The organism is Kordiimonas sp. (assembly GCF_048260245.1).
Taxonomy (GTDB): Bacteria; Pseudomonadota; Alphaproteobacteria; order Sphingomonadales; family Kordiimonadaceae; genus Kordiimonas.
This window is the reverse complement of sequence record NZ_JBLXGZ010000043.1, coordinates 1-13,626: the sequence shown is the minus strand read 5'-3', so window position 1 is coordinate 13,626 and position 13,626 is coordinate 1. Positions and strand designations below refer to the sequence as shown.

Annotated in this window: 13 protein-coding genes; 1 reads left to right on the top strand and 12 read right to left on the bottom strand. The window is 56.6% G+C overall.

The annotated features are described in order from the left end of the window. Window positions 1-19 precede the first annotated feature (19 nt). The 9 genes from rodA to ACN0VM_RS16235 all read right to left on the bottom strand — a co-directional run bounded on the left by rodA (window position 20) and on the right by ACN0VM_RS16235 (window position 10,074). Complete coding sequence (rodA, locus tag ACN0VM_RS16275) at window positions 20-1,174, bottom strand: rod shape-determining protein RodA (RefSeq protein WP_417451953.1); 1,155 nt, start codon at window positions 1,172-1,174, stop codon at window positions 20-22. Then, a complete protein-coding gene (gene mrdA, locus ACN0VM_RS16270) occupies window positions 1,174-3,036 on the bottom strand; it encodes a penicillin-binding protein 2 (protein WP_417451952.1) in 1,863 nt (620 codons plus the stop codon). Before mrdA ends, rodA begins: the two co-directional genes overlap by 1 nt. 3 nt (window positions 3,037-3,039) lie before the next feature. Next, complete coding sequence (locus ACN0VM_RS16265; protein ID WP_417451951.1) at window positions 3,040-3,546, bottom strand: hypothetical protein; 507 nt, start codon at window positions 3,544-3,546, stop codon at window positions 3,040-3,042. Beyond that, window positions 3,543-4,376 (bottom strand): rod shape-determining protein MreC, encoded by an 834-nt coding sequence (gene mreC / locus ACN0VM_RS16260; RefSeq protein ID WP_417451950.1) that lies wholly within the window; start codon window positions 4,374-4,376, stop codon window positions 3,543-3,545. The genes ACN0VM_RS16265 and mreC overlap by 4 nt, the downstream gene beginning before the upstream one ends. A gap of 119 nt (window positions 4,377-4,495) precedes the next feature. Then, a complete protein-coding gene (locus tag ACN0VM_RS16255) occupies window positions 4,496-5,530 on the bottom strand; it encodes a rod shape-determining protein (RefSeq protein WP_417451949.1) in 1,035 nt (344 codons plus the stop codon). Between the two features lie 231 nt (window positions 5,531-5,761). Beyond that, entirely contained in the window at window positions 5,762-6,706 is a 945-nt protein-coding gene (locus tag ACN0VM_RS16250) for a pirin family protein (RefSeq protein ID WP_417451948.1), read from the bottom strand. A 39-nt stretch (window positions 6,707-6,745) separates the two neighbouring features. Then, window positions 6,746-7,474: a CPBP family intramembrane glutamic endopeptidase gene (locus ACN0VM_RS16245; RefSeq protein ID WP_417451947.1), complete on the bottom strand. Its 729-nt coding sequence runs from the start codon at window positions 7,472-7,474 to the stop codon at window positions 6,746-6,748. An 11-nt stretch (window positions 7,475-7,485) separates the two neighbouring features. Beyond that, complete coding sequence (locus tag ACN0VM_RS16240; protein WP_417451946.1) at window positions 7,486-9,144, bottom strand: 2-isopropylmalate synthase; 1,659 nt, start codon at window positions 9,142-9,144, stop codon at window positions 7,486-7,488. 366 nt (window positions 9,145-9,510) lie between these two features. Then, window positions 9,511-10,074 (bottom strand): GNAT family N-acetyltransferase, encoded by a 564-nt coding sequence (locus ACN0VM_RS16235; RefSeq protein ID WP_417451945.1) that lies wholly within the window; start codon window positions 10,072-10,074, stop codon window positions 9,511-9,513. A gap of 98 nt (window positions 10,075-10,172) precedes the next feature. Between ACN0VM_RS16235 and ACN0VM_RS16230 the strand changes: the two genes are divergently transcribed. Continuing rightward, window positions 10,173-10,988: a formylglycine-generating enzyme family protein gene (locus ACN0VM_RS16230; RefSeq protein ID WP_417451944.1), complete on the top strand. Its 816-nt coding sequence runs from the start codon at window positions 10,173-10,175 to the stop codon at window positions 10,986-10,988. Between the two features lie 65 nt (window positions 10,989-11,053). Here ACN0VM_RS16230 and ilvC read toward each other — a convergent pair whose 3' ends face one another. The 3 genes from ilvC to ACN0VM_RS16215 all read right to left on the bottom strand — a co-directional run. Then, a complete protein-coding gene (gene ilvC / locus ACN0VM_RS16225) occupies window positions 11,054-12,073 on the bottom strand; it encodes a ketol-acid reductoisomerase (protein ID WP_417451943.1) in 1,020 nt (339 codons plus the stop codon). A gap of 78 nt (window positions 12,074-12,151) precedes the next feature. After that, on the bottom strand, window positions 12,152-12,664 hold the full coding sequence (gene ilvN, locus ACN0VM_RS16220; protein WP_417451942.1) for an acetolactate synthase small subunit: 513 nt from the start codon (window positions 12,662-12,664) through the stop codon (window positions 12,152-12,154). A gap of 66 nt (window positions 12,665-12,730) precedes the next feature. Then, window positions 12,731-13,626, bottom strand: an 896-nt coding sequence (locus ACN0VM_RS16215; protein WP_417451941.1) for a thiamine pyrophosphate-dependent enzyme, incomplete at its 5' end; no start/stop codon positions are given.

Genomic DNA, 13,626 nt, shown 5'->3' with positions numbered 1-13,626 from the left:
GGCCCGAGATGCCGCAGCCTCAACCAAGGCCGCTTCCCTTTGGGGCAAGGGACACATGGCGATGAATTGCCACAGACAGGATAAGCCCATAAGAGATCATCCATGTCAGCATCGCCGATCCGCCGTACGAGATCATCGGCAGCGGCACGCCAACCACCGGCATCAGCCCCATCACCATCCCCACGTTAATCAGAACATAGAGAAATAGACTCATGGCAAGGCCACTGGCAAGGAGCCGACCGAACTGACTTCGGCACCCAATGCCAATAAGCATTCCGTAAGCCAGCACGATGGTATAAAGGGCCAGCACAATCACGGCGCCAATCAGGCCAAACTCTTCCGCCAGAACGGTGAAAATAAAATCGGTTTTCATCTCGGGCAGAAAATTGAGCTGGCTTTGGGTCCCTTCCAGATAGCCTTTGCCTGTCAGCCCGCCCGAGCCTAGCGCAATTTTCGACTGCATGATCTGATACCCGGCACCAAGCGGATCGGATTCCGGGTTGAGGAAGGTCAGCACACGGTCACGCTGATAGTCCCGCATGAACTGCCACCCCACCGGCACTGCTGCCGCAACCAGAAGACCTGCCGCAATAAACAACCAGGCCGGCAAACCGGCAAGGAACAGGATGGCGGCACCGCCGGCTATAATCATCAGCCCGGTCCCCAGATCAGGCTGGCGGACCACAAGCGCCACCGGCACCATTATAATAACCAGCGGAGTAAGCAGCGACCGCAAGCTGCGGCTCTGGTCATAGTTTCGACCATGAAAATAGCGCGCAAGCGCCATGACCACAGCAATTTTCATCAGTTCTGACGGCTGAATGCGCATGAAGCCAATATCCAACCAACGTTGCCCCCCCATACCCACAGCGCCAATAATTTCCACCGCCAGCAGCAGCAACAGACCAATGAACCATGCAGGATAGGCAAACGCCATCCAATAGCGGATATCCACCGTCGCAATAACGAGCATCAGGATAAAGGCACCCACAAAACGCAGGGCCTGCCGCGATGCCCAAGGGTCCCAAGCGCCGCCGGCCACAGAATACAGCATGGCAAACCCGGCCCCGGCAATCATCACATTCAGCAGCACAATGCCCCAGTTGAGATCACCCAGCCGCTGGAAAATATTTTTGTCGACCCGCCGGGGGCCAAACATGCGTGCGGATCCCATCAGCTGTCCCCTTCTGCGGCCGCAGTAGGCAGGTTATCCCCCCCCTGCTGCGCACCTTTGATTTCCATTGCCTTGTCGATAACCGCGCGTGCAATGGGCGCCGCCACACTTGAGCCACCTCCACCGTGCTGCACCAGTACAGCAACAGCAATCTCGGGCTCCTCTACAGGAGCATAGGCTACAAACAAGGCGTGATCCCGCATATTCCAGGGTAGATCATCATTATCGATAACCCCTTCAAGGCGTTCCTCTTTGCTGATGCGCCGCACCTGTGCCGTGCCGGACTTCCCGGCAATTTTCACGGCGTCTTTTGCCCGCCTGTAGTCATGCGCGGTGCCGCCACGCTCGGTCACCATTTCCATGCCGCGACGGGCGATACGCAGGTGCAGCGGATTGACATCCATTGCGTCAAATGCCGCCATCTGGCCCGCAGTTCCGTCAGGTGTCCTGACCAGTGTCGGGAACACTCGGCGTCCCGAAGCGACACGCGATGTCATCACCGCAAGCTGGAGCGGGGTCGACAACAAGGCACCCTGCCCGATCGACACATTCAGCGTCTCGCCAAGATGCCACGGCTGGTTCAGTACAGCCCGCTTCCAGCCTCGGTCCGGCACCAGCCCCGCCTTTTCGCCGTCGATCCCGAGATCAAAAAGGTCACCCAAGCCAAAGCGCGAGACCATATCGGCGATATTATCGATATCCAGTTCTTCCGCCACTTTATAGAAATATACGTCGCAACTATGGGCAACAGCGCCCAACAGGTCCAGCCTACCGTGTCCCCCGCGCTTCCAGCAGTTGAAGGTGTGATTGCCCAGCCGGTGGCTGCCGTTGCAATAATATTCAGTCTCGGGTTTTACGATGCCGTGTTCAAGCGCTGCCAGTGCAACCACCGGCTTGATAGTGGACCCTGGCGGATACTGGCCTGTCACGCATTTATTGATCAGGGGCTTCCGCGGGTCTTTAAGCAGCGCGTTCCAGTTCTCAGTACTTATCCCGCGGGTGAACTCGTTCGGGTCATAGGTCGGGGCCGACGCCATGGCAAGAACCTCACCGCTCTTGATATCCATAGCCACAACACCTGCGGCTTCCTCGCCTAACAGCTCGATGGTGAACTGTTGGAGCGCGAGGTCAATGGTCAGATTCAGGTTTTCGCCCGCCTCAGCTTCCTGCCGTGGCGGTAGTTCACGAATTTCGCGCCCCACAGAGTTGACCTCAACACGGCGCGTTCCCGCCGCCCCTCTTAATCTGTCCTCATAGCGCCGCTCAAGTCCTTGCCTGCCAACCTTGAAACCCGGCAATTGATATAACGGGTTCAGGGCGACATCATCTTCGTTGGGAGCCGCAGTATAGCCCACAAGGTGGGCAATCTCATTGCCTGTCGGGTAGTACCGCGACCGCCCCGCGTCCGGCACCACTCCCGGTAACTCGGGCACGGCCACATTCACTTTCGCAAAGGTGTCCCAGTCCAGACCTTGCGCTACTGTCACTGGCACAAACTTGCGCTGGCGTTTGATCAGACGCTTGATCCTCGACAAACGACGCTCATCCAGCTTGACGATATTGCCAATCTTGACCAGCGTGTTGGCAACCTCGTCAGCTTGCTCCGGTATAAGGAAAACACGAAAATCCTGCCGATTGGTGGCGAGTTTGCGGCCATAACGATCGAGAATCTCTCCGCGCTCTGGGGCAATCAGCCGGATTGCCACACGGTTTCTCTCAGCCCTGAGCTTATACTTGTCACCCTCAACAACCGATAGATAATAAAGCCGCCCGCCCAGCGCTGTCATAGCCAGCCCCTGTACACCTGCCAGCAGAAAAGCCCGTCGAGAAAAGGCCTGATATCGTAAACCTTCCCGTGCCATTCCTTACAAAACCATCCGGCGCATGCGCCCCAGCAAAAATGCGACCGGCGCGTAGGAAAAAGCCGTCACCCCCCATTGCAGGACAACCGGTTTTACTGGCCAGAAACCACCGTAGACAACCGACACGATAATCCACGACAAAGCATAAAGACCAAACGTTAGAACGGTGAATATGGCCCAGTGGACCACCCGACTGCGTCCCTTGAAATGTTTCAACTGGTTGAGGACAAACAGACGCGCCAGAAGCAACAGGACCATATTGAGCCCCAAGGGCACATCAAGCCAAAGGTCCAGAAAGAAACCCAAGATGGCGCATGCCCCATAGGGCATCAGAAGCGGCCGGGATGACAACCAGTAGAACACCGAAATCAACACCAGATGCGGCATGGCGATATTCGCCGCCCCTGTCCCGATGGGCAAGAGCATCAACGCCGCCATAAGGAAGGTTATAAAGACCGGGAAAAGGCCGGCAAAGCCAAACTTTGTTATGACCGGGCGACGTGGAGTCACTGCACGTCCTCCGTCGTGTCCGTTTTCGCTGCGGGCTCCTCGGGCAATTCAATTGCATCTTCGTCAGGCACCGCGTGATAATCCAGTACGCGCACATAATCGAGCTTGCCAAGAATACCAAGTGGCTCCAGACGGATATAACCTTCACTGATATCGCTGACGCGGGCAACGGGCAGGTCAGGCGGGAAAACACCACCATGGCCAGAGGTCAGCAATCTGTCGCCTTCCTTGACGCGTATTTCCTCTGCAAGGAAACGCAGCATGAGGAAGGGCTCGTTTTGCCCCTCGGCAATTGCAAGGTCGCCCGTGCGCTCCAACCGGACGGGGATGCGGCTGTTAAGGTCAGTGACAAGAAGTACCCGACTTGTCCAGCGTCCCACCTGAATAGTGCGCCCGATGACGCCGCTTTCATCCACAACCGGCAGGTTCCGGCGCACCCCGTCGCTGGCACCGGCGCTAATGAGGACATTACGTTCAAACGCCCCTCCTCCGACACCGATAACCCGCGCTGTGGCGGCGGGAGGCACTTCGCGCCCCGGAACCTTAAGCATCTGGCGCAAGCGCTCATTTTCACGGCTTAGCTGCATCGCGGCTTCGCGCCACTGGCGCAGGCGATCGTTTTCATCACGAAGAGTTTCGTTTTCAAGATAGATATCGCCAACGCCAGCAATGCGCTCGAGACCTGCCTGTACAGCCCTGATTGGTTGTTCAAGAAGCCTCAGAACAGGCGAGACAAAATCATTTGCGTATGCCCGTATTTGTCGCGGTATCCCCTGCCCGGTGCCTTCCAGTCCCAACAGGACCACTGCGACAAGCATATAAAGCCACATGACCTCCCGTCCACGCCCACCTCGGCGCAAGCGGGTGCTGGAAGCCAAATTGCCGGAATGAAGTGTCGGGACCAGGGGTCAATCTCCCAAAACGCGTGTGTCGGGAACGCTGGTGACGATCAATAGTTTTCCATCAACACCATACGCAGCGCCGGATCTTCAAGAGCGCGGCCCGTGCCCAAAGCCACACAGGTCAGCGGTTCCTCCGCAATTGTGACAGGCAAGCCGGTCGCACGGCGGATCACGGTATCCATATCCTTCAGAAGCGCGCCACCACCTGTCAGCACAACACCAAGATCAACGATATCTGCCGCAAGTTCCGGGGCAGTTTGCTCAAGCGCGACTTTAACACCCTCAACAATCTGGCTTACAGGCTCAGAGAGGGCTTCAGCGACCTGAAGCTGGTTGATCTCAAGTTCCTTCGGCACCCCGTTCATCAGGTCGCGCCCCTTGATGATCATCGTGCTACCGACCCCATCTTCCGGCACCAGTGCCGTACCGATTTCCTTTTTGATCCGCTCAGCCGTGGCTTCGCCTATGAGCAGGTTGTGGTTGCGGCGGATGTAACCGATGAGGGCTTCATCCATTTTATCGCCGCCAACGCGCACGCTGGTGGCAAACACAATGCCAGAGAGCGAGAGCACAGCAACCTCGGTTGTGCCACCGCCGATGTCGACAACCATCGAACCTTGTGGTTCTGTCACCGGCAAGCCTGCGCCAATCGCCGCAGCCATCGGTTCATCGATCAGATATACTTTCCGCGCACCGGCTTGCTCCGCCGATTCCTGGATGGCCTTGCGCTCAACCGCTGTCGATCCCGAGGGCACACAGACAACAACCTGCGGGCTGGCAAATGAGCGGTTATGTACCTTCAGAATAAAGTGCTTGATCATCTGCTCCGCAACATGGAAGTCGGCGATCACACCATCCCTGAGCGGGCGAATGGCCTGAATCCCGCTTGGTGTCCGGCCCAACATAAGCTTAGCCTCATCACCAACCGCCAGCACACGGTCTCGGCCGTGCTCGCTTTTGATCGCAACCACAGATGGTTCATTCAGCACGATGCCGCGGCCTTTAACATACACCAGCGTGTTTGCCGTACCGAGGTCGATCGCCATGTCAGATGAAAACACGCCAAGAAGCTTCGAAAGCATTTAACCCTCTTAAATTTCTGTTACTCTCGGGGCCAATTGTGACCCTCCCGTTTATGCGGTTATGGGCCAGATATGGCCAAGACACAAGGGGCAAGCACGTCGTTTGCACTATATTTTGTGATTTGAAGACGGTTGCGCAGAAAATTCACGCCGACCTGCGCCCCGCCGATAAAATTTTAGCCATTTTCAAGGGCTTGCGAATTGTCCCCCGCCACGTCTCAAAGGCCCGCATCAGGCTTTGATGCGGTCAATCGTAGCAATATCAGGCGAGGGAATAAATTCCTGCTCGTCGCCGGGTACTTTTGCGAAGCTTTGGTGTTGCCAGCGCTCCGCTGCGTCACGGATTCGCTCCCGCGATGAGGCGACAAAATTCCACCACACATATCGCGGGCCATCCATGACAGCGCCGCCCAGCAGCATAAGGTGGGTGTCAGCTAGCGCCTTGATAGTAAGTTCAGCCCCCGTCCTGACGCTGATCATCTGACCCTGTGTATAAGTCATACCAGCGATCTCCACGTTCCCGCGCACAATATAAATGCCGCGCTCTTCGGTCTCTCGCGGTACCGGCAGCAGCGCACCGGGCGCCAGCTTCACGTCGGCATAGAGCGTATCCCAATCAAGCGTCACCGGGCTTTCAAGGCCAAAGGCTCGCCCAAGGATAAGCTGGGCGGTGATGCCCTCGCTATCCAGCGTCGGCAACTCGGTTGCACCAAAATGTTCAAACGTCGGCGCGCTGTCTTCAAGCGCTATGGGCTGCGCGAGCCAGCTTTGGATGCCGTATAGTGTAGATGGCCGGGCCCGGTCCTGAGGGCCTGTACGTTCGGAATGCACAATACCACTGCCGGCCCGCATGAGATTGAGCGCACCGGGCTTGATCGTCACATGGGTACCAAGGCTGTCGCGGTGGTCCAGCGTACCGCCAAACAGATAGGTGACAGTTGACAGGCCGATATGCGGATGAGGCCGCACGTCAATGCCCTGCCCGGTCAGAAACTCGCCCGGCCCCATCTGGTCCCAGAACACAAACGGACCGATCATGCGTTTTTTGCGCGACGGTAAAGCGCGTTCGACCATAAAGCCACCAATGTCGCTGGTGCGCGGGATGATGACCATCTCGACCGGCTCGGGGCAGCCCGATGTGGTACAGTCGGGTTCTTTATCCGCTAATCTGCTCATGCTTCCATCCTTCCACAAAGGAACGACAGATTACAGGATTCAGGGGGTGGCTTCCAAATAAAACAGGCCGACAATAAAAGCCGCGTTATTCATGATATGCAGCAGAATAGCTGGCCAAAGCGACCGGGTGACATGATAGGCGATACCGCATGCCGCGCCGATCAGCGCCAATAGCGGGAAGGCTTCGGGCTGGAAATGAAAGGCGCCGAATATGAGCGCGCCGCCGCAGATGCCTATGGCCGGACCGAACCGGTCTGCCAGCGCAGACTGCAGATAACCGCGGAAGATGACTTCCTCAATCACCGGTCCAAGCACCACAACAGCGATTATCATCAAGACTTTGACGAAAAGGTTGTTTCTGCCTGCCTCCATTATCATCTCTGTCGTCGCCTGCTGGCCCTCATAATCAACAAGCTGGACATAAAGCCCTGCCAGCATCGCAGCTACCAGGTAGAGCAGCAGCACAAAAGCGAGCGTTGTGCCAAGGCTGACCCGGCTGGAAGCAAAGCCGATACTTGCCAGTGCGGGAGGCTGCGGCGCGTGCAGGTGACGCCATATTAGGGTAAAACAAACAGCATTCGCCCCCATAAGCGCAAGCGGGAATACAAAACCGGTGACATCTTCAACGCCAAATGCCGCCGCAAGGAGGCCGCCAACCACGGCGAAGACAACTTGGGCAAGCAGAAGCGCAGCCATCAGAAAAAAAGCCATCACAAGGCGGGGGTCCACCCCGGCAAAATGTCTGTCAAGAAACCTGAAACCGGTCATGCGTACCCCTTTTATCTTTTGCTAGACATAAGCACTTTCAGATTTTCGGCAAGCGAAACAGACAAATAAAAAGGCGGCCCGCAAGCCGCCCTTATAATGCCTCTTGTGGTACTGACCTCCTGTGCAGCCACCGCACCCGGCGCCTGTTTCTCACGTTTCACGAGCAGCTTGTTCACCGCAGATACATAGGCCCGTGCGGCCGCCGTGACTGTGTCCTCATGCGCGCCCTGCCCGTTGACGGTGCGTCCGCCTTCTTCAAGCCGCACGGTGCATTCGGCTTGCGCATCGGTACCATGCGTGACCGCATGCACCTGAAAAAGCTGCAAATGCGGCTCCATGTCGATGAGGTCCTTGATCGCATTGAAGGCAGCATCTACCGGGCCGGAGCCATACGTGACGGTCTTTTTCTTGTCGCCGTCAATCGCCATGGTGAGGTTGGCCACTGCTTCACCGTTCGATGACGAATAGGTATTGAGCGAGATAACCTGAAAGCGGTTCGACCATGTGGCCACTTCGTCATCCACGAGTGCCACGATATCTTCGTCATAGATATTTTTCTTGCGGTCCCCGAGCTCCTTGAAACGGCGGAAACACTCCTGAAAGGCGTTATCACCCAGCTCATAGCCCAGATCCTTCAGCTTGTCGGCGAAGGCATGGCGGCCGGAGTGTTTGCCCATCGTCAGCACAGATTTGGTCACGCCAACCGATTCTGGCGTCATGATTTCATAGGTTTCGGCGTTTTTGAGCATGCCGTCCTGATGGATGCCGCTTTCATGCGCGAAGGCATTGGCACCCACAATGGCCTTGTTGTTCTGCACCGTGAAGCCCGTGACAGTAGAGACAAGGCGGCTGGTGCGCATGATCTCTTCACTGACGATACGAGTGTGGTATGGCATGATGTCGCCCCGTGTCTTGAGCGCCATCACCACCTCTTCCATCGCGGCATTCCCGGCGCGTTCGCCGATGCCGTTAATGGTGCATTCAATCTGGCGCGCACCGCCCGCCACACCCGCGAGCGAGTTGGCAACAGCAAGCCCAAGGTCGTTATGACAATGGGTGGAGAAGATCGCCTTGTCGGCGTCCGGCACGCGTTCGGTTACTGTGCGGAACATGGCGGCATATTCTTCCGGCGTGGCATAGCCCACGGTGTCCGGCAGGTTGATGGTAGTAGCCCCAGCCTTGATCGCGGTTTCCACCGCGCGACACAGGAAATCAATTTCCGTACGCGTGGCGTCCTCGGCCGACCATTCCACATCGTCGATCAAACCACGGGCATGGCTCACGGACTTGTGGATCGCGTCGATCACTGCCTCAGGCTCCATCTGCAGCTTGTATTTCATATGCAGCGGGCTGGTGGCAATGAAGGTGTGAATACGGCCCGAGTTCGCGGGTTTGAGCGCCTCGCCCGCACGGTCAATGTCGCCAAGTGCGGCACGCGCCAGCGAACAGACGGTCGAGTTCTGCACCTGCCGTGCAATCTGGTTGACGCATTCAAAATCACCGTTGGAGGCAATGGCAAAACCTGCCTCGATCACGTCAACGCGCATGGCTTCCAGCGTGCTGGCTATCTGAAGTTTTTCTTCAAGTGTCATGGAGGCGCCGGGTGATTGCTCACCGTCGCGCAAGGTGGTGTCGAAAATTCGCACACGGTTGGCTTCGCTGTGTGACATGGCGGTATTCCCAATTTCTAAAGGTACAAGACTGATGAATATGTGGAATCAGTGGCATTTCCCTCAAGCACCGCGATGCAAAACACCGTCTGCCGTCGTGCTCAAGGGCCGGTAAGTCGGCCAGCCGCGAATAGTAGGAGTAGCGACAGGAAAAGCGCAGAACCACCCAGAGCTGCCAGGCGTGCAAAAACCGCATCCCGGGACCGGGACCGCGCAATCGCAATTGCCTTTGCTTTTCTGTGACCTTGTGGCTGCATCAGCCGCAGTTTCCTTGTGCAATCTGTCAATATTCAAGGATTAACAGATTATTTTGTTTTCGCAAGGCGGTATTTGGAGAAATTTTATTACAAAAAGTCACAAGTGAAACTATTGTGACACATGGGCAAGCAGCTCTGCCGCGCTGACTTCATAGTCAATTTCATCGCACCATTCCCCGCGCACAAGCGTGCGCTGCTTATGCACCGGCCCGGCCCGGAAGCCAAGACGCTCCAGCACGCGGCCCGACGCCGGGTTGCGCACATCGATGTCGGTGGCGAAGGTATGGATGCCAAACGGCTGAATGAGCGCAGGCAAAATCCCCCTGAGCGCTTCGGTCATATAGCCCTTGCCCTGCGCGGCCCTGCTAAGGCTATAGCTGAGCCGCGCGGTGCCGGGGCTTGGCTTGCCGTTGCCAATGCCGACATGGCCAACAGGCGCGCCCGTCGCCGCTTCTTCAATGATCAGATGGTAGGACTGCCCCTCGGCGAACGGCACCGCCGTCGCCATCTTGCGCGCCAGCGCCAACGCGCGCTCCATCGGGTAGGGGAAATCCCAAAGCGTATAACGCGCCACCTCGGCGTCATTACGCCAGTCATAAAACGCCACCGCGTCATCTTCGCGGAAAGCGCGGATGATCAGGCGGTCAGTTTTGATGGGCAAAATCTCAGTCATGGCTGGACTTTAGCAAGGAAATACTAATTGTCATGCCCAAAGTTGACGCATCAGACGCGCTGTGATGAATTACAAGGAGTCAAGATTAGGGGCATTCTATGCGCATATTCACCATTGCTGCGGCACTATTGCTGACTAGCGGAAATGCTATCGCCAGTGAAACCCTGAAACCGGGCGATACATTCAAGGACTGTGACACCTGCCCGGAGATGGTGACGCTTCCGGCTGGAGATTTATTAATGGGTGCCCGCGTCTATGACACATGGGCCAAAAAGTCAGAGCTACCGCAGAGAAAAATCATCTTTCGACAGAAATTTGCGATCGGGAAATACGAGGTGACGGTTGCCGAATACATGGCCTGCGTTAACGCCAAAGCCTGCACCCGGCCTGAGCGCCTTGAGTACTGGAGAACAATCAGCATGCCCATTTCCTGGGTTAGCTGGGAGCAAGCACTATCCTTCACCCATTGGTTGTCAGACATGACGGACGAACATTACCGGTTACCGAGTGAGGCTGAGTGGGAATATGCCGCAAGGGGCAACACGACAACGGTGTTTTGGTGGGGGGACGAAGTCGGTATAGATAATGCTAACTGCCGTGGCTGTATGGGCAAACGGCTTCGTATCCATGGACAAAAGCCTCAACCGGTTGGGCAGTATCCAGCAAACCCATTTGGACTGCACGATATGCTAGGAAACGTTATGGAATGGACCGCCGACTGCTATAGCACCTCCTTGGAAAAAATTGCACCAAACGGTGCAGCCAACAACCAACATGGATGCACAGTCCACGTCGTGAGAGGCGGCGCCTATTCTGCAATACATGCAGGACAGGCTCGAGCCAGCAGCCGTCGAGGCGGCTCAAATAGAAGCGGCCTAAGCATGTTCGGCTTCCGCGTCCTGCGCCAACTTTAGTAAAAAAGGGGCGACCCCATATGGGATCGCCCGTAAGCCTCTTGGTGCAAGAGTGTCTAAGGGGATCAGTTTTTCGCCTTGTCGACGAGCTTGCCTTCCTTCATCCATGGCATCATGCCACGAAGTTTGGTGCCGACCTCTTCAATCGGGTGGCGTTCGGCAAGGCCGCGGTGGGCTTTAAGCTCTGGGTTGCCGGCGAGGTTGTCGGCAATGAAGTCTTTGACGAAACGGCCCTGCTGGATATCCTCAAGCACGCGTTTCATCTCAGCCTTGGTTTCATCAGTGATGATACGTGGGCCGGTTTTATAGTCGCCATATTCAGCCGTGTTCGAGATCGAGTAACGCATGTTGGCGATACCACCTTCGTAGATCAGGTCCACGATCAGCTTCACTTCATGCAGGCACTCGAAATATGCCATCTCAGGCGCGTAACCGGCTTCGGTCAGGGTCTCGAACCCGGCCTTGATCAGCTCGGACACACCGCCACACAGCACGGCTTGCTCACCAAACAGGTCAGTTTCGCATTCTTCGCGGAAATTGGTTTCAATAATGCCGGAACGGCCGCCACCAATGCCGGAAGCATAGGAAAGGCACAGGTCATGTGCCTTGCCCGACGCATCCTGATGTACCGCGATAAGGCACGGCACACCCTTGCCCTGCGCATATTGCGACCGCACGGTATGGCCAGGGCCCTTCGGTGCCACCATGATCACGTCAAGGTCGGCGCGCGGCTCAATAAGGCTGAAATGAATATTCAGGCCGTGCGCAAACATCAGCGCCGCGCCTTCCTTCAGGTTATCCACCAGTTCGTCAGCGTAAATTTTGGCCTGATGCTCATCGGGTGCGAGCATCATTACCATATCCGCTTCCTTGGCGGCTTCACCTGCGGTCATCACTTCAAAGCCGGCAGCTTCGGCTTTCTTGCGAGTGCCGGAGCCTTCACGCAGCGCGACAATCACGCGGGAAACGCCGCTGTCACGCAGGTTGGCGGCATGGGCATGGCCCTGGCTACCGTAGCCGACGATCGCAACGGTCTTGTCTTTAACGAGATTTACGTCTGCATCACTGTCAAAATAAACACGCATAGTCTAGTTTTCCTCTAACCGGGGGCCAGCCCCTATTCATCATTATCCATACCGGGGCCAAGGCCCGCCGTTTCAGTTTTAAAGCCCGCCAGGCCCGCGAGAGAGCGCAACCGCCCCCGTACGCGCCACCTCGACGAGGCCAAGGTCGCTCATGAGTTCCACAAAGGCGTCGATCTTGTCGGTCGACCCTGTGAGCTCAAAAATAAAGCTGTTCACCGACGCATCGACCGCACGGGCACGGAAGGTATCGGCAAGGCGCAACGCTTCCACGCGCTTTTCACCCGTGCCCGTCACCTTCACCAGCGCCATATCGCGCGCCACATAAGCACCGTCGATCGTCAGGTCTGCCACTTTGTGCACCGGCACAAGGCGGTCAAGCTGTGCCTTGATCTGTTCAATGACCATGCGGGTACCCGATGTCACCACCGTGATGCGTGAACGCTCACCGGTGTTGTCCACTTCCGCCACAGTCAGGCTTTCAATGTTATAGCCACGGCCTGAAAACAGGCCGGTTACACGTGCAAGCACGCCCGCTTCGTTATCAACAATAACGCTGATAGTGTGCCGGGCAATCTGGCCAATCTCTTTCATGGAGCCGTCCATCTGTCAGTTGTCTTTCTGCTTGTCAGTTTACCGTTTTATCGCCTGTGAGCCAGATTAAACGACCGCGAGCGCGTCATCATCTTTTGGCTTGTCGATCACGTCGCCTGAAAGCAGCATTTCGTTATGGGCGGCACCCGCCGGCACCATCGGGAAACAGTTTTCCATCTTCGCCACACGGCAATCCATCAGGACCGGGCCATCGTGGTTGATCATCTCCTGAATCGCGTCGTCAAGCTTGGCCGGGTCTTCGACCACAATGCCCTTGATGCCGTAAGCTTCCGCCAGTTTGACGAAGTCCGGCAGGCTTTCGGAATAACTGTGCGAGCGGCGGCCATCATAGGAAAGATCCTGCCACTGGCGCACCATGCCCATATATTCGTTGTTCATGATGAAAATTTTCACCGGCAGTTCATATTGCGCGATGGTGCCCAGTTCCTGCAGGTTCATCTGGAACGAGGCTTCACCCGACACATCAATTACCAGCCGGTCAGGGTGGGCGATTTGTGCACCCACGGCGGCAGGCAGGCCATAGCCCATGGTGCCAAGCCCGCCAGACGTCAGCCAGCGGTTGGGTTTCTCAAAGCCAAGGAACTGCGCCGCCCACATCTGGTGCTGCCCCACCTCAGTGGAGATAATGGCGTCTTTGTCACGGGTGAAATGCGCGAGGCGTTCCAGTGACTTTTGCGGCAGGATCACCTCATCACTATCGGTGTAGGCAAGGCACTTCTTGGCGCGCCATTCGTCTATCTGCTGCCACCACGGCGCGAGGTCAGGCTGTGCTTTGCTATAGCCCTGCTCTTTCCATATCTCAATAAGACGTTTGAGCGCACGCCCTGCGTCAGCGATAACCGGAATATCCACCGGCACGTTTTTATTCACCGACGACAGGTCAATATCGATCTGAATTTTGGTCGAGCCCGGCGAGAACTTGTCAACCTGTCCGGTCACGC

Coding starts and splice junctions, on each gene's coding strand:
- rodA (WP_417451953.1), bottom strand. CDS start 1,174: ATGGGATCCGCACGCATGTTTGGCCCCCGGCGGGTCGACAAAAATATT.
- mrdA (WP_417451952.1), bottom strand. CDS start 3,036: ATGGCACGGGAAGGTTTACGATATCAGGCCTTTTCTCGACGGGCTTTT.
- mreC (WP_417451950.1), bottom strand. CDS start 4,376: ATGTGGCTTTATATGCTTGTCGCAGTGGTCCTGTTGGGACTGGAAGGC.
- ACN0VM_RS16255 (WP_417451949.1), bottom strand. CDS start 5,530: ATGCTTTCGAAGCTTCTTGGCGTGTTTTCATCTGACATGGCGATCGAC.
- ACN0VM_RS16250 (WP_417451948.1), bottom strand. CDS start 6,706: ATGAGCAGATTAGCGGATAAAGAACCCGACTGTACCACATCGGGCTGC.
- ACN0VM_RS16245 (WP_417451947.1), bottom strand. CDS start 7,474: ATGACCGGTTTCAGGTTTCTTGACAGACATTTTGCCGGGGTGGACCCC.
- ACN0VM_RS16240 (WP_417451946.1), bottom strand. CDS start 9,144: ATGTCACACAGCGAAGCCAACCGTGTGCGAATTTTCGACACCACCTTG.
- ACN0VM_RS16235 (WP_417451945.1), bottom strand. CDS start 10,074: ATGACTGAGATTTTGCCCATCAAAACTGACCGCCTGATCATCCGCGCT.
- ACN0VM_RS16230 (WP_417451944.1), top strand. CDS start 10,173: ATGCGCATATTCACCATTGCTGCGGCACTATTGCTGACTAGCGGAAAT.
- ilvC (WP_417451943.1), bottom strand. CDS start 12,073: ATGCGTGTTTATTTTGACAGTGATGCAGACGTAAATCTCGTTAAAGAC.
- ilvN (WP_417451942.1), bottom strand. CDS start 12,664: ATGAAAGAGATTGGCCAGATTGCCCGGCACACTATCAGCGTTATTGTT.